Genomic DNA, 19,535 nt, shown 5'->3' with positions numbered 1-19,535 from the left:
GTTCATTCTTATAGAACGTGAACAGATGCTGTGTTTGTAGTACCAGAAGCGACTAGAGCACCAGAAACCATAACTACGATGTCGCCTTTGTTACCTAGGCCAGATTGTAGAGCGATTTCTTTACCGTTGATGTAAAACGCGTCTGTGTTCTCGATAGAGTCAACAAGAACTGGCTTAACACCTTTAGTTAGAACTAGCTGTGCAGCTGTCTTTTCGTTAGTTGTTAGAGCAAGGATGTTTGCAGTTGGGAAGTACTTACGTACTGAACGTGCAGACTTACCGCCTTCAGTTGCAACAACGATTAGAGGAGCAGCTAGCTTCTCTGCTGTGTCTACAGCGCCTTTACATACTGCTTCAGTGATGCGTAGACGTGGGCTGTCTAGACGAGAACCTAGCTCAGCTTTAAGAGCTGAATCAGTACGGTTCGCGATTTGAGCCATGATAGTAACAGCTTCAACTGGGTACTTACCTTTAGCAGTTTCACCAGAAAGCATTACTGCATCAGTACCATCCATGATTGCGTTCGCAACGTCACCCGCTTCTGCACGAGTTGGACGTGGGTTGCTGATCATAGAGTCAAGCATTTGAGTTGCAGTGATAACCATCTTACGTGCGCGGTTACACTTCTCGATCATCATCTTCTGAGCGAAGATTACTTCTTCAGCTGGGATTTCAACACCTAGGTCACCACGAGCAACCATGATGCCGTCAGAAGCTTCAAGGATTGAATCGAAGTTATCTACACCTTCTTGGTTTTCAATCTTAGAAATGATGTGGATGTTCTCGCCGCCATTAGCGTTTAGAAGCTCACGGATTTCTTTAACGTCGTCTTCTTTACGAATGAAAGAAGCAGCTACGAAATCAACGCCTTGCTCACAACCAAACTTAAGGTCAGCTTTGTCTTTCTCAGAAAGAGCTGGAAGTTGAACAGAAACGCCAGGAAGGTTAACACCTTTGTTTTCGCCTAGAGCACCGTTGTTAAGAACTTTACACTTAACTTCAGTTTCTGTTGTTGCGATAACTTCCATTTCGATTAGGCCGTCATCAACAAGGATAGTGTTACCTGCTGTTAGGTCTTTAGCGAAACCTAGGTAAGTTACTGCTACTACGTCTTTGTTACCAACAACTGTTGCGTCAGTTGTGAAAGTGAACTCTTGACCAGCTACTAGATCTACGTCGTTACCATCTTCAAGTTTGATAGTACGGATTTCTGGACCTTTAGTATCTAGAAGGATAGCAAGTTGCTCACCTTTGTTTTCCATTACTTTACGGAAGTTCGCGATACGAGTGCCGTGCTCTGCGAAATCACCGTGAGAGAAGTTAAGACGCATAACGTTCATGCCAGCATCTACTAGTTCAGTTAGCTTCTCTACAGATTCAGTTTTAGGGCCAATCGTACATACGATTTTGGTCTTTTTCATGGAAGGTACTCTCCGGTAAGTATTGTTACAATTTGAAATTTATTTAAGTTCTGAAGATTGGTCCGCTACATCAACATTTTGTGCCTGTTGTGTAAAAGCGCGGGACTTCCAATATGTCCTTCAGAGTTGTAAGTCTTTCATCAATTTTAGTCATTTTATGACTAAAAGATTTTGATTCAATATCGGTTTTCTGTGACTTACCCCACTATATAGGGGGTAGGTTGCAAAAAAATAACAGTCAGTTTTGTAATTTTTTTTCTTTTCGGGTGCGGATTCTACCACCTAATGAGTTCAATATCACTGCTTAACAATTGTCTTAGGACAAGGTTTTATCGCTATTTATTAATTTTTTGGATCAAAATAAATGGACTAAATAGTTTCGTTGTAACTATAATATGTTTCACATCGAAACTTAATGGCCTTTTTTAAATGTCGAAACGAAACACCCAGCTCAGAAGACATGCAATTTCTAACCTAGTGAATGAAAAAGGAGAGGTTAGTGTTGATGAATTATCCGCTAAGTTCGAAACCTCAGAGGTCACTATTAGAAAGGACTTAGCGTCTTTAGAGAAAAACGGTCAGCTTTTACGCCGTTATGGTGGTGCGATTTCGTTACCGAAAGAGGTTGTCAACGAAGAACTGGGTCAACAAGTTTCGACTCGAAAGATTTCATTGGCAAAAGCCGCTGCAGATTTAATTCGCGACCATAACCGCATCGTGATCGATAGTGGCAGTACGACCGGTGCTCTAATTCAGCAGCTTAATGCTAAGCGTGGCTTGGTTGTGATGACCAACTCATTGCACGTCGCTAATGCGCTTAATGAGCTTGAAAGCGAGCCGACGTTATTAATGACTGGCGGTACTTGGGATACCCATTCGGACTCTTTCCAAGGCAAAGTCGCAGAGTCAGTACTTCGAGCTTACGATTTTGATCAACTATTTATCGGGGCTGATGGTATCGACCTTGATAGAGGCACAACCACGTTCAATGAATTGGTTGGTCTAAGTAAAGTAATGGCTGAAGTGTCACGAGAAGTGATCGTGATGGTTGAGTCGGAAAAGGTGGGACGAAAGATCCCGAACTTAGAGCTGGCATGGGAGCACATTGACATCTTAATTACCGATACAGACTTAGGCGAAGAATCCAAAGCAAGTATCGAATCACATGATGTTCGTTTGATCTTGACTGAACCAGCGTAAAAACAAATTTAAGTATTATGCATTTACCTTCCTATAATTGATCTTGATAAAGATCTGGCCTTTGCTTGCTGCCAATAGGAATAAAACGAAATTGATGGAGTGAAACTATGTGTGGAATTGTTGGTGCAGTAGCACAGCGTGATGTAGCCGAAATTTTAGTAGAAGGCCTTCGCCGCCTAGAATACCGAGGCTACGATTCAGCGGGTGTCGCTGTAGTTGATAGCGAATCTAACCTAACTCGTGTACGCCGCCTTGGTAAAGTACAAGAGCTAGCAGACGCAGTCGATCAACAACATGTTATTGGCGGTACTGGTATCGCTCATACACGTTGGGCGACACACGGTGAGCCATCTGAAGCGAACGCACACCCACACATGTCTGGTGATATTGCTGTTGTACACAATGGCATTATCGAAAACCACGAAGCACTGCGCGCTATGCTGCAAGAGCGTGGTTACGTATTTACTTCACAAACGGATACAGAAGTTATTGCTCACTTAGTTGAGTGGGAACTTCGCACTTCAGCTTCTTTGATTGAAGCGCTACAGAAAACAGCAAAACAATTAGATGGCGCGTACGGCACGGTTGCGGTTGATCGCAAAGATCCTAGCCGCATTGTAGTCGCTCGTTCTGGTAGCCCGATCGTTATCGGCTTTGGTGTCGGTGAGAACTTCCTTGCCTCTGACCAACTGGCGCTACTGAGCGTAACTCGTCGCTTCATGTACCTAGAAGAAGGTGATGTTGCTGAGGTAACTCGTCGTGATGTTACGGTATTTGATGTAGCGGGTGAGCGTGTTGAGCGTGAAATCGTTGAGTCAAACGCTGAACACGACGCAGGCGACAAAGGTCAATACCGTCACTTCATGCAGAAAGAGATCTTCGAGCAGCCAACAGCGCTGATCAATACAATGGAAGGCCGTATCTCTGACACTTCGGTTATCACTAACGCGATCGGCGTTAAAGCTGAAGAGATCCTAAGCAAGGTTGAACACGTGCAGATCATCGCATGTGGTACGTCTTACAACTCAGGCATGGCTGCGCGTTACTGGTTTGAATCTCTAGCTGGCGTAAGCTGTGATGTAGAGATTGCTTCTGAATTCCGTTACCGTGATTTCGTTGTTCGTCCGAACAGCCTATTGGTGACTCTGTCTCAGTCTGGTGAAACGGCTGATACGCTTGCTGCACTTCGTCTTGCAAAAGAAAAAGGTTACATGTCAGCAATGACTATCTGTAACGTTGCGGGTTCTTCGCTAGTTCGTGAATCTGATTTTGCCTTCATGACACGCGCAGGAACTGAGATCGGCGTTGCTTCAACTAAAGCCTTCACGACACAGCTAGCGGCTATGCTGATGATGGTAACGTCAATTGGTCGTCTACAAGGTCGCATCAATGAAGAGAAAGAAGCTGAGATCGTTCAAGCACTGCATCAACTGCCTGCTGATATCGAGAAAGCATTGGCGTTTGATAAAGAGATCGAAGCGCTAGCACCTGATTTTGCTGATAAGCATCACACACTGTTCTTGGGGCGTGGTGAGTTCTACCCAATCGCGATGGAAGCGTCTCTTAAACTGAAAGAGATCTCTTACATCCACGCAGAAGCATACGCGGCTGGCGAGCTTAAGCACGGTCCTTTGGCTCTTATCGATGCAGATATGCCAGTCGTCGTTATTGCACCAAGCAACGACTTGCTAGAGAAACTGAAATCAAACGTTGAAGAAGTACGTGCTCGTGGCGGTCTACTTTACGTATTCGCAGATGAAGATGCAGGCTTTGAAAGCGATGAGAACATGAAGATCATCAAGATGCCTCACGTAAGTGAAGTAACAGCACCTATCTACTACACAGTACCGATGCAGTTGTTGTCTTACCACGTAGCGCTAATCAAAGGTACTGACGTTGACCAACCTCGTAACCTTGCGAAAGCGGTTACTGTTGAGTAATCGTTAGCTTATCTAAGAAAATTAGTGTCGGTAGACATTAAAGTTTGGAACTGTGACATTAAAGTTTGAAACTGTACCACTAAAGTTGAAAACTTTTTAAACCCGGTTAAACTGATTAAAAGTTGACCGGGTTTTTGTTATGGTAAAATCAAAGTACGTTTTAACTGAAAAGCAGATCATCAAGCGGATAAGTGAAGGCCGAGGTGCAGGAAGGCTTTCTGGCTATAAGCCGTGGCTGTATGTCAATGAGGTTCCTTCAGAAGGTCGATCTCAGAGAGTTTACTCTCACCTAACGGGGCGGATTCATCATGTACTATCGGATCTTGAGTTCGCAGTCTTTCTCCTTCTAGACCATAACCCTGCCGTAACAGACATTCGTGAGCAGTTTCCACTCAACAGAGATGACACTCTCAATATTTCCAAGGAAGGTCAACTTTGGCACCCTTCGCAAGGAGGGGTAAATCTTGTCATGTCCTCTGACTTTTTGGTTAACACCGCTTCTAAAACTCAGCCCAAGTTCGCTATTCAAGCAAAATATTCCAAAGACTTAAAAGATCTGAGAACTATTGAGAAGCTAGAAATAGAACGCCGTTATTGGCAGCTAAAAAGAATCCCCTGGTTCCTCGTAACAGATAAAGAGATAGACAAAACAGTCGTATCGAATATTGAGTGGTTATACGGGGTTAAGGGGTACTTTGATGAAGTAATAACGGATGAGCTATCGCTTACTTTTGAGCATATCAGAGCTTACTTTGTTCAACACCCAGAAAGAAAAGTCGTTGATCTGTGTAAAGAGTATGACATGGCATACCAGCAAGATCTTGGTCAGTCGCTTTATGATATTCGTTTAATGTGTGCAGCAAGGCTTATAACGTTCGATATTCGTTTACCATTTCATAGTTTGAAAGCGAAAGAAATTGCGTTTAGAAGCGTTTCTTTGTTCGGGGGGCATCGTAATGTGGCCAGTTAACGAAACTCTAGCGTTTGACGGTAAGGCTTACCGCGTGCTTTTTACCGAGACAAATTACTTCTATTGGATTGCTATTGATGAGGATAAAGGTTTACCGGAAAGAGTCTATTTTGATGAATGCCGTAACTGGGTTGATGAAGGGCGTATAGAAAAAATTCCGGACCCTTATTCATACCTTCAAGGAGAGTCTTGGACCAAAGAGTCAAATGCATATCAGAAAAGGCAGAACGACTTTGATTTGATTAAGCCTATCGTAGATGGTGAAGGAGCATTTGACAAAAGGGTTCGAGCAAAAAGGGTTAGTCATGCGGTTGCCAATTCAAATAAAACCAAATCGACCATCTATCGTTTAGTTCGGAGATATTGGCAGCGTGGACAAATAAAAAATGCCCTAATACCAGACTACAAAAACTCAGGCGCTGCCGGAAAGAGAAGAAACTTCACAACAAATAAAGCTGGTAAGTCTAGGGTTTACGGTGTCGGTGATGGCAAACAAGTCACTGAAGAAATCAGAAAACAGTTCCGAATTATTTGTGATAAATATTTGATGAATGATAAAGGGAACTCCGTTGCTTATGCACATAGAAAGTTTTCAAAAGCATATAAGTTAAAGAACCCAGATGTTGAAGAGCATGAAATTCCAACACTCCGCCAATTTAGATACTTCTACAAAACCGAGTATAGCAAGGTCACAAAGCTTACCGTTCAAACACCTCAAAGCAATTACAATAAAGATGTTAGGCCACTACATGGAACTGCAACCGAGCAAGCTTTAGGCCCAGGGAGCCGATATGAGATTGATGCCACCATTGCAGATATTTACTTAGTCGATGATGACGATGCAGACAAGGTTATCGGTCGGCCGACGATTTATATGGTCATTGATGTTTTTAGCCGTATGGTTGCAGGGTTTTATATTGGTTTCGATAACCCATCTTTCCCCGTTGCAATGAAAGCACTGATATGCAGCTTTAGCAGCAAAATAGAAACTTGCGCAAAATATGGTATCGATATTTCAGAAGAACAGTGGCCATGCATAGGCATTCCCGATGTGTTGCTGGCTGATCGTGGCGAATTGATGAGCCACCAAGCAAATTATTTGGTTGATGCTATTGGTGTTCGCCTTGAAAGTGCTCCACCTCGAAGAGGCGATGCTAAAGGCATTGTCGAGAGATCATTTGGTACATTGCAGGCTAAGTTCAAGCCCTATATGCCAGGTGTCGTAACTGGTAACAAGGTTAAGAAGCATGGTGAAAGAGACTATAGAGTTGAAGCTGCTGTGGCGAGATCAGACTTTATTGAAATACTGCTCTATTCAATACTTGCTCACAACTTAAACAAGCCATTGGATAAGTACGATCGTGCTCCTGATATGCCAGAAAGCCTTCCATCGATCCCTATTGAGCTTTGGAGGTGGGGCCTACAGAATCGTACTGGGCGTTTACGAGCTATTGATACGGATATTGCAAAAATACTGCTGTTACCTCGTCAAAAAGTCACTGTATCTGAATTGGGTATAAAGTTATGGGGATTAACCTACACAGGAAAAGAAATTATTCAGACAGGTTGGATGCACCGTTCTTCGGAAGTGTCTAGACCTAAAAAACTATTTGCAGCCTATGAGCTTGGTTCTGCTAATCACATATATCTGTTTCCTGAAGAAGGAAAAAACACATTTTGGGTTTGTGATCTTTCTAGTCGAAGTAGAGAGTTCCGAGATCTAACTTGGTATCAAGTATGGGAACGTCAAGCAGCTCAAAAACAGACTTTGGCTGAAGCTAACTATCAATTTGCACCCGTAGAACGAGATTTTGATGATCTTCTTGAAAAGAAACTGAAGAAAGCTACAAAAAATCGTAAAACCAGTACATTGAGCAACGCGCAAAAGATAAATGACATCAAAGGCAATAAACGGAATGTTCGAGAGCAAGAGAGAAAGGAATTAGCAATACAGCCAGTTAGGGCTAAACAAGAAGAAGTCGCGTCGGTGATACCTATAAAGGGAGAGGAGGAAAGTTATCGACTGCCTGACTTCATACCGGAGCTATTTGATGACGAGGATGATAACTGATGAAGAAAAGCCAAGATCATCGTGTAGTAGCCGTCTATCAAAGTGCTACGCTCTCAGCTTATCGAAATAACCCGCTGATAGAGGCATTACCACCGATAAATAGTTTCCTAGACGACTCGATTGCTCTGAAGGGCTCGTTAAGGTGTACCGCAGAAGATATCCATCGAAATGGCATCGAAAGAGCGCATAGTATCTGTCGTGTTATTGATGATTTTTTCCAGCCCCTCAGTCAGCACATACAGTTGCATGAACGACTTTCATTGATGATACGGCGTGGCTATGTTGGAAGAAATCCCGAAACAGGTGATTGGGCAAGACATATACAAAATGGTTACGAGCGTGTTTTATCTGGTGATTTGAAGGCGATAAAGTTCACGGAAGTTAGTTCTACAGCCCAAAGCATGACATTGATTGGATGTAGCGGAAATGGCAAAACAACGGCGATCAAGCAGCTTTTGTCGTTATACCCTCAAGTTATTTACCATCCAGACAGAAATCTCGAGCAAGTCGTTTATTTAAAAATTGATTGCTCCCATGATGGATCACTGAAAGAGCTGTGCTTGAACTTTTTTCGTGCGATGGATAGAGCATTAGGGACATCCAACTACGAAAGACAATACTCGATGAGCAAAAGACCGAGTATTGAAACACTTTTAGCTGCAATGGCTCAGGTTGCAAATGCTCATGCAGTAGGTGTTCTTATTATTGATGAAATACAGCACCTTAGTCGTTCTCGCTCGGGAGGCTCTGAGAAAATGCTTAATTTCTTTGTGACATTAGTAAATACCATTGGCCTTCCTGTGATTTTGGTTGGAACACCACGAGCCCGCGAGATATTTGAGGCTGATATGAGATCTGCAAGGCGAGGCTCTGGTCTTGGAGCGATTTTTTGGGATCCAATGGAAGAAGGAAGAGAATGGAAAGCGCTCACGGATAAGTTATGGACTCTTCAATGGCTACAAAAACGTGATGAGGTGTTGTCGGATGACATTCGTTCTCTATGGTATGACCTAAGCCAAGGTGTCTTGGATATTGTGGTTAAGCTATATGTCTTGTGTCAGCTGAGAGCAATCGCGACAAAAGTAGAAAGGATCACACCTAAATTAATGCAACAGGTTTACGAGGATGAATTAAAACCTGTTCACCCAATGCTAGCTGCTCTTCGCTCGGGTGATGTCGAAGAAATGATTAAGTTTTCAGACCTTAAACTAAGCAACACTGATAAACGGTTACTTGAGTTGCAAAAACAGGTAGCAACAACTGTTCAGCAGACACCAGAGGAGTTTGCATATCAACAGCTCAGAACCGATGAAGAGCGACGTGTATATATGGCCCTAAAAGATGAGTTTGACTCAACGCTTTTAGCTCCTGTAATACGACAGCTATTTGATCAACATCCTGATTTGACATGGATAAGCTTACTCCCATTGGTACATGAGCAACTTGCCAATCCTGAGCTGTTAAAATCTAAAAAAGAGGCTAAGCCAAGTAAGGGCAAGAGGGCATCCGCAATCAAACAGACTCAGTGGCATACCCTTGATAGTGAGGATTTGAGGTTTGTTCACTCTCAATCTGATTCTGATAATGAAGTGTACACAGCAATGTCAAAGTCGGGTTTGATTCTAGACATTCAGTCACTGTTAGAAAAGGCGGTTTAATATTGCACTGCTTCCCTGTCCCTTATCCAGATGAATTAATCTATAGCTTGGTGGCTAGAGCTGGAATTCGCAGTGCGATTACAAGTTCTAAACAGCTACTAGATGAAGTGTATGGTGACAGAAAAGTGATTGCGACAACTGACCTGCCTAGTCATTTGTCTTCGATATCAGAGCAGCTAGTTAACACGGGACGATTTGACGTCCAACAGCTTATTTATGAACATACAATGTTCCCGATTTACGCTCCTTTTGTTGATGAAAGCATTAGGATTAGAGCGATGGAGCGAATGGAACATTGTGCTAAGGGCTCTGTTCATCTAATGCTAGGAGCCCCAGCTTCTATTGTAAAAACGTCGGATAACTTTTGTGTTTGCCCAGCTTGTGTCGCGGAACAAAAGCAAAAATATGGGGAAAGTTATTGGTCTAGATTGTGGTTTTTGCCATCTTTACCTTACTGCCCTAAGCATGGACTTCTTAGTCAATCGACAACCTCTTACCATGATAGTAGGCACATGTACCATGCATGTGACCGAATACAATGCCTGCCCATTTTATGTGACGACCAGAATATAACAGCGAAGCGGTTTGATTACTTAGTGAGCAAAGCTCAAGAGGTAATGTGTTTACCAGTCCAAGACTCCCCGACTCAGCATCAATGGAGCCTTTTCTACAATCATCTAGCGCACGACTTTGGGTGTGGAAAAGGCAATAAGCAGATTGCTCACGATAAGATTGCAGACTTAGTTGTAAGCAAGATCGTTACCCCTGAACTAACTATTAATTCTGATAGAGAGACTAATTGGCTTCGCACGTTATTTCGCTATCATCGTAAAGCTTTTAGCTATCTACAGCACTTAACGGTTTGGTCTGCTTTTATTCCTGAAATGTCGGCTAGTGAAATCATAAAAAAAGTAAAATCAAAAGATAAAGTGACAGTATCTCTCTCGAAGGACGATGCTCATCTTGTGCCAAATCCAAGTGAAGAAAAACGTAAGTTGTGGCGTAACTTAATAGGTAAGACCCCTATTAAGAAAGCACGCAAACTTCCAGGTGGTGGTGCACTGTATGCTTGGCTGTACCGAAATGATAGAGATTGGCTATTAGCTTTCAATCGAGTCCATCAATCCCAATCTCATGTAAGGCAGAAAAAAGTAGATTGGAGCGCAAGAGACCGATCACTAACTAAGCAGCTTATTAGGATTGTCGAACGATTAGATACCGTTATTGATGGCCCTCGAAGAAGCAAAAATTTCTTACTTAAGCAGCTAGATGATTACGGCTCGGTGAGCAAAAAACTGAACTTATTACCCTTGCTATCTCTTGCTTTGAATCGGTATCAAGAAAGCGTCTTTGAGTTTCAAGCTCGTCGGCTAGTCATGGCAGTAATCGCAAAATCAAAAAGAGGTTCAGGAATGAGTCGCTGGCAATTGATGCGTTCAGCAAGCCTTCCCAACGAAAGAATAATGCCAGTTATCGCAGATTTACTTGGCTGGGTAACAACAGGATCAGATTACAAATAAGGAAATGATATGGGAGCTAGGTTTTACAAGTGTGACGATGATGTACGTATAGTCCATACAGGTAAAGTATTAGTACGAACAAGTGATTCGTCTTACCGGCCTTCAATTGAAGTTTGGTGCTATCCCCCTCAGCAGAAAAATAATTTTCATGCGACTGCATTTTCTAACGTTCCTGCTTTGTATCGAGGAAAAATAATTAATCAAAGAGGGTTATCAGAAAGTTACGCTAAACGAGGGCGTCACAAATTTAGAGGTAATGAGTTCCTTCGACACAGTAGCTTGAGTGAGTTCCCCGACTCAGAGTCAGCAGAGTCTTTGAGAAAGAAAGAGTCAGAGCAACATGCATTTGTATTAGACCGAGGCGCTGCCCCTAAACTGGTTATTCCTCAGCTTGAGCTGGCAAGGGTTCTATTTTATGCCAGCTCGTACTTATCGCGAGCGTCATTAATGTCTTCTCGTTTGCTTACCGACTTCAAGGTCGAAGTAAACACCAAGGAGGACTATGCCAATATCGAAGTGTTGCAAACATCAAACTTTCCTCCTTCGGCATTCAATGATTCAGCAACGAGAGGAATGTTGAGTTGGCTACTTATTGATAGCAATGCAAAGCGTTCATTTGAGTCGATTTTTAGATATTTCAACGTCGAAAAGGAACAAGGTGTATCTGCGGGGTATAAGCGTTGGCTATTTCACTTTGATCCGCCACAAATGTCTGGGTGGTCTTTCTCATATGACGGCAGACTTGATACGAGTGGTCGCTACTTTCTGGTTGAAAGGATCACGGATATTGAAATTAATGCTCAAATGCCGTCTAGGGTCTATTTCCACAACCCTTCATTTTCGCATCCAGATGAAGGCCAAGAGCCAACGAGTGGTGGAAAATGCCCTGAACCATACGAGCGCCCAGAAGATCATATTATCGATGATGATCGTGAGGCTTCCGATGCTAACCATGCATTTTTACTAGGTGAAAATACTTGCTCAGTAAGGTTTAAAAATCGTTTTTCAACATCGAAAGCAACAACGCCCAAAAGGAGTCATCGGCCAGATAGAAGTAAAGATGTAGCTAAGAAAGCTGGTGATAAGGTCAGTACCAATGAGCCTGGCAGTAATGGTGAGATACCTTCGGCAGACATGGGCGGAGGTATGCAAGATTGTACTAACAGGTCAGAGGAGTATGCCTCTCGTTTTACGGCCTTCAACATGATGGTGCAAATGCTAGAGGAAAAATACGCCTGCACAATCATTGACTCATACACTCATGAACTGGATCAGGTTGGGCGTAGTAAATGCCACCTGATTGACTCTGGTGCAAAGAGAACGATTCGTTGCGTTGTTGTTGAACGGAACGGTCATGTTAATTACTTGCTTGAAATAGATGTAACAGGTTTGAATAAATGGATCTCTACTAAATGTGTGCGGCAAATAGATACACGCAACTGGAAAGAACAGTTTTCTCGAATCAAAAAAGGCGTGGTGACAAAGTCTTTGGGGTGGCCAACACAAGAGATGGACGCCATGTTTGGCATCAATAAGCATATTGGTATTTCTCACCCTACGTCAGTAGAAGGGCACCCAACGGGGATTCCAACCGAATCAATCTTAGATTGGGCTAGGAGAGTAGCTAGCAAGTTATAATTTAAAAGTAATCTTAACAAATACTTGCGGCTCTTATTACATTAGCGATCGCTTTTGCATGTTGTTCGGTCCCATCCCACACGTCAATTACTGCCTGTTCTATTTCACCACAATTCTTAATACCAAAAGAAAAATCTGGTTTTAAAGTTACATTTAACTTCATTGCAATAGATTCAATCTTATTATTTCTTAAACGCTCCCATCTTCCGTTTACTATTCGACTAATGCTCGCTTGAGATGTCCCAAGCTTCTCAGCGGCTTCCCCCTGAGTTAATTTATTTAGTTGCATATAATCAAGAAGTGCTACTTGAAGCACTTTTTTTGCTTTCCAATTATTCATATATTCATGAATTATTGAATTATTGAATTATTGAATTATTGAATTAATGAATAACTATATTAATCCCATTAAACGAAGATAACAAGCGAAATACTTGCTACTCCGAAGAAGGAACTTATCTATGTCAGGTACCTCTAAATTTGACTGCAGTACAGCCATAACATCATTGAGCATTTAGGGTTAAAGCTATACCAGAACAAGCCTACAAATGTGATAGCTGAGCTCATTTCAAATTCTTGGGATGCAGATGCACAAAATGTTTGGATAGATATCGGAGGTGACCATCTTTGTGTGACAGATAATGGTTTTGGAATGACAGAGAAAGAACTCCAAGAAAATTATCTGATCATAGGTAAGAAAAAACGTTCAGGGGATGACCTAGCAAAACAAACGAGCAAGCAACGTTGTGTTATGGGAAGAAAAGGGATTGGTAAATTAGCGCCATTCGGAATAGCGCAAAAGCTCTCTCTGGTTACAGTATCGAAAGAAGATAGAAAGTGCTATTGGATTGAACTTGATCTAAACGGAATGCTGTCTTCATCTAACGAAGATGATTCATTATCACCAATTCTTTATGAACCAAATGTTATCAGTAACGGAATTAAATTAAGTGATTTACCTCTGAGTTTAGATAAAACAGGTAAGGTAGCGCAGTTCATTGAACGTACAAAAAATGTTGGACACGGTACAGCCATTATCATGGAAACATTGTCTTTAAAAAAATCAATACCTTTAGAGCAGCTAAAGCAGTCTATCGGTCAGCGGTTTACTATTACATTATTACGAGATGACTTTTCTGTTTTGGTTAATGATAAAAAAGTAAGTAAAGATGAAGCATTGCCTACGTTTAATTTTCGTATCCCAAATGAGGGGATGGAAACCGAAACTATTAATGTCAATGGTATTGACCGTGAAATTAGGTATTGGGTTGGCTTTGTTGCTAAGGCTGATTGGTCACAAGATCAGGCTGGGGTCGGTGTATATGCTCACGGTAAAATAGCCCAAGATCGTCCATTTGTCTTTGGGTTGAAAGGGCGTGAGATTTGGTCAAGATATATGTACGGTGTAATTGAAGCTGATTGGCTAGATGAATTAGATGAAGATGTTGTATCGACAGATCGAACTAGTATTAACTGGGAGAATGAAGATGCACAGGAAATGTATTCAAAAGGCGCAGAACTAACCGCTAAATGGATTAATCTATTTCAAAAACATCAACTGAGTGACAATAAAGGTCGAGTAAAAGATAAGATTAAACAACTGCCGAATGAACTAAGAGTTACCGAGGTTGAACAAAACGCGATTTCAGAAATTGTTTGCAGTATGAGTCCTAAAATACAAAAGGATGAAAGCTTACAAACTGAGGTTATTCAAAAGCTCACTTCTGCTTGGACTCATGCTCCTAGCCAAGTTGTAATTAAATCTCTTTGGAGTCGAGTCAAAGATATTGAAGATGAAGACGAATTTATTAAAACCATAGATGAAATCAATAAACACTTAGTTCCGGAGTCCATGTCTTTATCTGTGATGGTATCTCAAAAGATATTTGCACTAACAAAACTAGAGCAGTTAACAAAAACTGGTACAGAGCCTCAATTGCAAAATTTGTTAGAGCAGTTTCCTTGGATTCTTGGATCTGATAAAGGAAAAGTTTTTGCTAATCAAACAATGAAAGAAATCGCGAAACAAGCAGCTATAGATGGAAATTTGCTGGCTCATGGCTCGACTGCTTTGGACGTTAAGAATCAACCAGACTCAGGGACTAGGCCTGACTTTACAGTTTTTTCTGATTCTAATGATAGTAAAATTATTCTTATTGAGTTAAAAAGCCCTCAAGTGGATTTAGCCCGCCCCCATTTAAATCAGCTGAACACTTACATGGGCTGGTTTGAAGATCAATATCCAGATGCTGAAGTCTTTGGATATTTGATAGGTCGGAACCCTAGTCAGTGGCGAGAGAAGAACAGAGATCCAAATGTACATGTTCTATCGTGGCAGGATGTGTGCTTAAGATCTAGAAAAGATTATGTTGAGCTGCTAGCTTCTATGCTGTATGGCGTATCTGAGTTTTATGATGATATTAGAATTAAAAAAGCTGTAGAATTTGGTGGAAGTGAATCGATGGAACTATTGAAAAAAATGGCAGAATCTAAACCGCAGTTACAAGAACTATTTGAGCGTATAGATAGAAAAACCGGTGGGACACTGCATGCTTAGTTCAATAGATCTTTTTTCTGGTGGTGGTGGCCTTTCTGAAGGGATGAAACAGGCCGGATTTAGCATTTTATCAGCCGTTGAAAACAATAAAAATGCGGCTGAAACATTTAGAGCGAATCATGAGGCTTCATTTGTCTTTGAAGACGATATTAGACTAGTATCAGGGACGGAAATACTTAAACGAAGTGGTATTTTAAAGGGGGAGTTTGATCTTTTAGCTGGCTGCCCACCCTGCCAAGGTTTTTCATCTCTGACAAGAAAGTACAAAAGAGATGACGATAGAAACAATTTAATAAATGAAGTCGGTAGATTAGTAAAAGATATAATGCCTAAGACTATAATGATCGAAAATGTACCTGGTTTAATGAGTAAAGGAAAACCGTTGCTAGACGCATTTTTAGACGAAATACATAAGCTAGGTTACTTGTCAAACTATGGGGTTTTTCAGGTTGCAGATTATGGAGTTCCACAACATCGAAGAAGATTTGTCTTATTAGCTGGATTAGGGTTTGAAGTCAAAATACCGAGTGCTACACATTCTGAAAAATTAAAAGCAGGAACAAAACCTTGGGTAACGGTTAGGGAAGCTTTTGATGGTCTTGATGAGCCAGTATTGTTGAAAGATACATATGTTGATGGTGGACCACAGAAGTTTAATTGGAATGTACGTAGAGATATTTCTCCAATTAATATAGAGCGTCTGAAATACTTAAAGCCAGGGGGAAGTAGATTTGATATACCAGATAGGTTGAGACCAAATTGTCATAAGGGAAATGACCGTGGCTTTTCAAATGTGTATGGAAGAATGAGTTTTGATACTGTATCACCTACCATTACTGGAGGCTGCACGACTTTAAGTAAAGGGCGTTTCGGGCATCCTACAAAATTAAGAACTATATCAGTGAGAGAAGCTGCTAGGTTGCAAACTTTTCCGGATAGTTTCGAATTTGCCACTGATACAGTTGATAGTGTATGTCAAATTATTGGTAATGCGCTACCTTGTGAGTTTGCTAGAGTTATGAGTTTAGCTTGCAGGAATGCAATTGTTGGTAATGCTTAGGTTAACGGAGCAGTTTAATTTCAACCTTTATTGTCACTTATTACTTGATATTGAGCATTGACTTATAGTTAGTTTCAATCTTTATTGTCACTTTCATCTTTGTAGCATTACGTAGCAATAAGCCCCATACAAGAGAAAAGTTTTAAACTTTAATGTCCTCCGACAATTAGATAATAAGAAGCCCATCCTGTGATGGGCTTTTTTGTGTCTGCTAGTTAACGATTCGTGTTAGAGCTAGCTGTAGCGTCATTAAGCATTAAGCATTAAGCGCTAAGTGCTTGCTCAAGGTCAGCCAAGATATCGTCAATGTGCTCGATACCTACTGAGAGACGAATCATCTCTGGTGACACACCTGCTTGCTTTTGTTCCGCTTCGCTTAATTGACGGTGTGTTGTAGAAGCAGGGTGACAAGCGAGAGATTTTGCATCGCCAATGTTCACCAAGCGCTTGAATATTTGTAGCGCATCATAGAAACGAACACCGGCTTCATAACCATCTTTCAAGCCAAAAGATAAAATGGCAGACGGCTTACCTTGCATGTATTTCTCAGCCAGCGGATAGGACTCAGACGTTGATAAACCAGCGTAGCTCACCCAACTCACTTTCTCATGTTGCTGAAGGTACTCTGCTACTTTTAGTGCGTTCTCTGTGTGTCGCTCCATGCGTAACGACAACGTTTCTAGACCTTGCATTAGCATGAAGGCATTCATAGGCGACAGTGCAGCGCCTGTATTACGTAGTGGAACCGTTCGAGCACGACCAATAAACGCGGCTTCACCAAAAGCCTCGGTGTACACCACACCGTGGTAAGAAGGTTCTGGCTGATTAAATACTGGGAAGCGATCTTTGTGCTCTGCCCATGGGAATTTGCCTGAGTCGACAATCACGCCACCCAATGTTGTTCCGTGACCACCAACGTATTTGGTGAGTGAGTGCACCACAATATCAGCACCAAAATCGATAGGTTTACACAACACAGGTGTCGCCACCGTGTTATCGACAATCACAGCTACACCTTGTGCGTGAGCAAGCTCAGCAACTCGTTCTAAGTCGATAATATTACCAGCGGGGTTACCGATACTTTCGCAGTAAACCGCTTTGGTTTTTTCATCAATCAGTGCCGCTAAGCTTTCAGGTTTGTCGTCTTTGGCAAAGCGAACTTCTATCCCTTGGTTTGGCAGCATGTGAGCAAATAGAGTGTAAGTACCGCCGTAAAGCTGAGGCGTTGAAACGATGTTATCACCGATTTGTGCCAACGTTTGAATGGCGTAGTTGATCGCCGCGCTGCCCGCACTCACCACTAAGCCTGCAATACCACCCTCTAAGGCCGCCATGCGTTTTTCCAACACATCGTTGGTTGGGTTCATTATGCGAGTGTAGATATTACCGGGTACCGCAAGATTGAAGAGGTCAGCGCCGTGTTGTGCGTCATCGAATTCGTAAGCAACGGTTTGGTAAATAGGGGTCGCAACTGATTTGGTGGTTGGATCAGTGTCGTAGCCGAAGTGAATCGAGAGCGTTTCGTCTTTCATGTTTCTTCCCTGAACGATTGAATTATTTACGTACTCTCATATTGCCGATTTTTTTATAAAAGAAAAGTATATTTAGTCACAGAGAGGGAATTGGAATTGTGTGGGACGATTGGTTATTTGTAGGAAACATAGCTGTGAGTTGTGCAGCTTCAGAAAAGCAAAAAGCCAGAGCAGTGTGAATTGTTCTGGCTTTTCTAATTTGGTGGCCCCTCCCAGATTTGAACTGGGGACCGAACGATTATGAGCCAAGCTTCAGCCCTGTAATCAACATAGTAACCCTGCCCCGAATCACTCCGAAATCCACCAGCAAAATCACATCACCTGATTATCCGCATGAATTCTCTGACGCCGACGACGGGGATTATGGGGTTGTTGGGGTTGGTAGAGTACGACGACGCCGTCGAGGTTATGGGGGTAAAGTTGAGTGGAAAGACAGGAACCGGACAGGAAAAGACAGGAAGAAGTCTCTAGGCGTAATAAGTCTCGAAATGAATTTATATTATTGAATTAGAATAACTTTTACCGATTAGTAACGGTGAGTTTCTTCTTTCTAGTTCAATAAATAAAGGAAAGTTTCTATGAACCAATCTAAAGGCAGTACAGCTAATGCAGAAGCTGATGGATCTAAAGCCACGTCAAAACACAATCCATTTTCGAACATCCTCAAATCAGGGGAAGCAGACAAACTAGGTTCAAAATCTCAAGGGAAAGTTCTCTTCGAGATTGCGCAAAATATTGAGGATAAACAACTCAACTTCCGGATTGCTGGGCAGACAGGAGGGGCAGGGTTACATTCAAAACAATGGATTCCATGCTCTAAGTTATTTGATGTTATCGAATCTCAGGGTGATAAACCATGGAAAAGTCAGGTCTACAAATCCCTTTATTCTTCTGGCTCCGCTAACAACCAGGGCTTCTGTGCCGCTATCGTTCGTGGTCTAGGTTTAGCCGTGAAAGCTGAGTCGTCTATCTACTTACATATCGTTTCAGAGAAATACCAAGATAGGAAAAAGGAGCTTCTCGATCTCGTTAATCACATCAAACCTACCCAGAAAAAATAACAGAAGGATCTCATTATGAATTTAGTCTTCGATAAAGAGCGTCTAGTGCTACCAATTAGTACCGACCTTCAAGATGTAATTAACATGGTTATTGATCGCTCTAAGAAACTAACCCCGTCAACCCATGCTGTAACCATCAATTTTCGAGAACGTGCTTACTGTCCTGAAAGTGGAGGGTATCACCCTGTCGAGATTCGTATCACTAGACTTAACGACCAGTGGATTTTCGACTACATCACTGACTTTAGTTACTGTGGATTGATGCCTGAACTTGAGAAAGAAATCGACTTTGATTTTGGTCATGGTGTGGCTTACATCCGTTACATGGGTGAAGTTCCCATTATTGAATCCAGTGTCGCTGAGTTCTATTCGATGTGGGAAACCAATTTCCTAAGCTACGTCGGAATGGACTGCTTCGATGAGATAGAAGTTTCGATAGATTAGGGTGTCGTCGTCGACGTAATGACGACGCCGTCGATAAACCTACTCATGAACAAGTCGCTAGATAGGCTTCAATATCTCTAACCAAGGCTTGTTTTACCCATGATGGAGAAATTACATCGATATCAGGCAGCCAAGATTTGAGGACTGGCATTAATGCGTGAATATCTGATGTCTCAATGCTTATAAGTGTCGAGCCATAACCCAACTCTTTCAGCACTTGAATTGTTATAGGTTGTTCTGACCTCTGGTAATCATCAATTCGACTAGAACCTACCTGTGCGATGACCTCTACAATACCCTGAGTATTCCAGTGTAATTCTTCTCTGATTAGTTTCTCGTTGAAGCTAGGGGAGGGAGTGTAAATATCATCGTGTTGAACTAACTCTGTAATCTCCGATACTCGAAACGAATGATCCGCACCAGCAGTTTTGGACACTGAGTTAAGTGAGTACAATCACTAATG

15 protein-coding genes are annotated in these 19,535 nt (G+C 42.0%); 11 read left to right on the top strand and 4 right to left on the bottom strand.

Translation table 11 applies throughout. The features are described 5' to 3' along the window. Positions 1-8: 8 nt before the first annotated feature. A complete protein-coding gene (pykF, locus tag AB6C75_RS11295) occupies positions 9-1,421 on the bottom strand; it encodes a pyruvate kinase PykF (RefSeq protein ID WP_017104457.1) in 1,413 nt (470 codons plus the stop codon). A 429-nt stretch (positions 1,422-1,850) separates the two neighbouring features. On the opposite strand from pykF, the gene AB6C75_RS11290 reads away from it, so the two are divergent. The 7 genes from AB6C75_RS11290 (at position 1,851) to AB6C75_RS11260 (ending at position 12,418) form a co-directional block, all read left to right on the top strand. Continuing rightward, entirely contained in the window at positions 1,851-2,621 is a 771-nt protein-coding gene (locus AB6C75_RS11290; protein WP_372107807.1) for a DeoR/GlpR family DNA-binding transcription regulator, read from the top strand. 107 nt (positions 2,622-2,728) lie between these two features. Next, positions 2,729-4,561, top strand: a complete 1,833-nt coding sequence (glmS, locus tag AB6C75_RS11285) for a glutamine--fructose-6-phosphate transaminase (isomerizing) (protein ID WP_372107806.1) — start codon at positions 2,729-2,731, stop codon at positions 4,559-4,561. 139 nt (positions 4,562-4,700) lie between these two features. After that, a complete protein-coding gene (locus tag AB6C75_RS11280) occupies positions 4,701-5,531 on the top strand; it encodes a TnsA endonuclease N-terminal domain-containing protein (RefSeq protein ID WP_372107805.1) in 831 nt (276 codons plus the stop codon). After that, positions 5,518-7,602, top strand: coding sequence for a transposase (locus AB6C75_RS11275; RefSeq protein ID WP_372107804.1), 2,085 nt, complete (start codon positions 5,518-5,520; stop codon positions 7,600-7,602). Before AB6C75_RS11280 ends, AB6C75_RS11275 begins: the two co-directional genes overlap by 14 nt. Continuing rightward, positions 7,602-9,260: an AAA family ATPase gene (locus tag AB6C75_RS11270; RefSeq protein ID WP_372107803.1), complete on the top strand. Its 1,659-nt coding sequence runs from the start codon at positions 7,602-7,604 to the stop codon at positions 9,258-9,260. The genes AB6C75_RS11275 and AB6C75_RS11270 overlap by 1 nt, the downstream gene beginning before the upstream one ends. A gap of 2 nt (positions 9,261-9,262) precedes the next feature. Continuing rightward, a complete protein-coding gene (locus tag AB6C75_RS11265; RefSeq protein ID WP_372107802.1) occupies positions 9,263-10,780 on the top strand; it encodes a TnsD family Tn7-like transposition protein in 1,518 nt (505 codons plus the stop codon). A 9-nt stretch (positions 10,781-10,789) separates the two neighbouring features. Further along, positions 10,790-12,418, top strand: coding sequence for a Tn7-like element transposition protein TnsE (locus tag AB6C75_RS11260; protein ID WP_372107801.1), 1,629 nt, complete (start codon positions 10,790-10,792; stop codon positions 12,416-12,418). A gap of 13 nt (positions 12,419-12,431) precedes the next feature. Here the strand turns inward: AB6C75_RS11260 and AB6C75_RS11255 are convergent, their stop codons facing one another. Further along, a complete protein-coding gene (locus AB6C75_RS11255) occupies positions 12,432-12,758 on the bottom strand; it encodes a helix-turn-helix domain-containing protein (protein WP_372107800.1) in 327 nt (108 codons plus the stop codon). A 210-nt stretch (positions 12,759-12,968) separates the two neighbouring features. Between AB6C75_RS11255 and AB6C75_RS11250 the strand changes: the two genes are divergently transcribed. Both AB6C75_RS11250 and AB6C75_RS11245 read left to right on the top strand, forming a co-directional pair. After that, a complete protein-coding gene (locus tag AB6C75_RS11250; protein WP_372107799.1) occupies positions 12,969-14,975 on the top strand; it encodes an ATP-binding protein in 2,007 nt (668 codons plus the stop codon). Next, positions 14,968-16,035 carry a DNA cytosine methyltransferase gene (locus AB6C75_RS11245; RefSeq protein WP_372107798.1) on the top strand — a complete coding sequence of 356 codons (1,068 nt, stop codon included), beginning with the start codon at positions 14,968-14,970 and terminating at the stop codon, positions 16,033-16,035. Before AB6C75_RS11250 ends, AB6C75_RS11245 begins: the two co-directional genes overlap by 8 nt. Before the next feature lie 263 nt (positions 16,036-16,298). On the opposite strand, the gene AB6C75_RS11240 is transcribed toward AB6C75_RS11245, so the two are convergent. After that, positions 16,299-17,567 (bottom strand): O-acetylhomoserine aminocarboxypropyltransferase/cysteine synthase family protein, encoded by a 1,269-nt coding sequence (locus AB6C75_RS11240; RefSeq protein WP_372107797.1) that lies wholly within the window; start codon positions 17,565-17,567, stop codon positions 16,299-16,301. A 578-nt stretch (positions 17,568-18,145) separates the two neighbouring features. Here AB6C75_RS11240 and AB6C75_RS11235 point away from each other — a divergent pair. Next, a complete protein-coding gene (locus AB6C75_RS11235) occupies positions 18,146-18,628 on the top strand; it encodes a hypothetical protein (protein ID WP_102465817.1) in 483 nt (160 codons plus the stop codon). Between the two features lie 15 nt (positions 18,629-18,643). Next, a complete protein-coding gene (locus tag AB6C75_RS11230; RefSeq protein WP_132941240.1) occupies positions 18,644-19,072 on the top strand; it encodes a DUF2787 family protein in 429 nt (142 codons plus the stop codon). 43 nt (positions 19,073-19,115) lie between these two features. Here the strand turns inward: AB6C75_RS11230 and AB6C75_RS11225 are convergent, their stop codons facing one another. Next, positions 19,116-19,508, bottom strand: a complete 393-nt coding sequence (locus AB6C75_RS11225) for a WYL domain-containing protein (protein ID WP_372107796.1) — start codon at positions 19,506-19,508, stop codon at positions 19,116-19,118. Positions 19,509-19,535: the final 27 nt, after the last annotated feature.

Source organism: Vibrio sp. 10N.237.312.B06 (assembly GCF_041464685.1).
Taxonomy (GTDB): domain Bacteria; phylum Pseudomonadota; class Gammaproteobacteria; order Enterobacterales; family Vibrionaceae; genus Vibrio; species Vibrio tasmaniensis_A.
This window is presented reverse-complemented; position numbering and strand designations above follow the sequence as displayed.

Bases quoted from the DNA above. Each gene is read 5' to 3' on its own strand.
- pykF (WP_017104457.1), bottom strand. From the start codon at position 1,421: ATGAAAAAGACCAAAATCGTATGTACGATTGGCCCTAAAACTGAATCT.
- AB6C75_RS11230 (WP_132941240.1), top strand. From the start codon at position 18,644: ATGAATTTAGTCTTCGATAAAGAGCGTCTAGTGCTACCAATTAGTACC.
- AB6C75_RS11245 (WP_372107798.1), top strand. From the start codon at position 14,968: ATGCTTAGTTCAATAGATCTTTTTTCTGGTGGTGGTGGCCTTTCTGAA.
- AB6C75_RS11280 (WP_372107805.1), top strand. From the start codon at position 4,701: ATGGTAAAATCAAAGTACGTTTTAACTGAAAAGCAGATCATCAAGCGG.
- AB6C75_RS11255 (WP_372107800.1), bottom strand. From the start codon at position 12,758: ATGAATAATTGGAAAGCAAAAAAAGTGCTTCAAGTAGCACTTCTTGAT.
- AB6C75_RS11290 (WP_372107807.1), top strand. From the start codon at position 1,851: ATGTCGAAACGAAACACCCAGCTCAGAAGACATGCAATTTCTAACCTA.
- AB6C75_RS11240 (WP_372107797.1), bottom strand. From the start codon at position 17,567: ATGAAAGACGAAACGCTCTCGATTCACTTCGGCTACGACACTGATCCA.
- glmS (WP_372107806.1), top strand. From the start codon at position 2,729: ATGTGTGGAATTGTTGGTGCAGTAGCACAGCGTGATGTAGCCGAAATT.
- AB6C75_RS11260 (WP_372107801.1), top strand. From the start codon at position 10,790: ATGGGAGCTAGGTTTTACAAGTGTGACGATGATGTACGTATAGTCCAT.
- AB6C75_RS11235 (WP_102465817.1), top strand. From the start codon at position 18,146: ATGAACCAATCTAAAGGCAGTACAGCTAATGCAGAAGCTGATGGATCT.
- AB6C75_RS11275 (WP_372107804.1), top strand. From the start codon at position 5,518: ATGTGGCCAGTTAACGAAACTCTAGCGTTTGACGGTAAGGCTTACCGC.
- AB6C75_RS11270 (WP_372107803.1), top strand. From the start codon at position 7,602: ATGAAGAAAAGCCAAGATCATCGTGTAGTAGCCGTCTATCAAAGTGCT.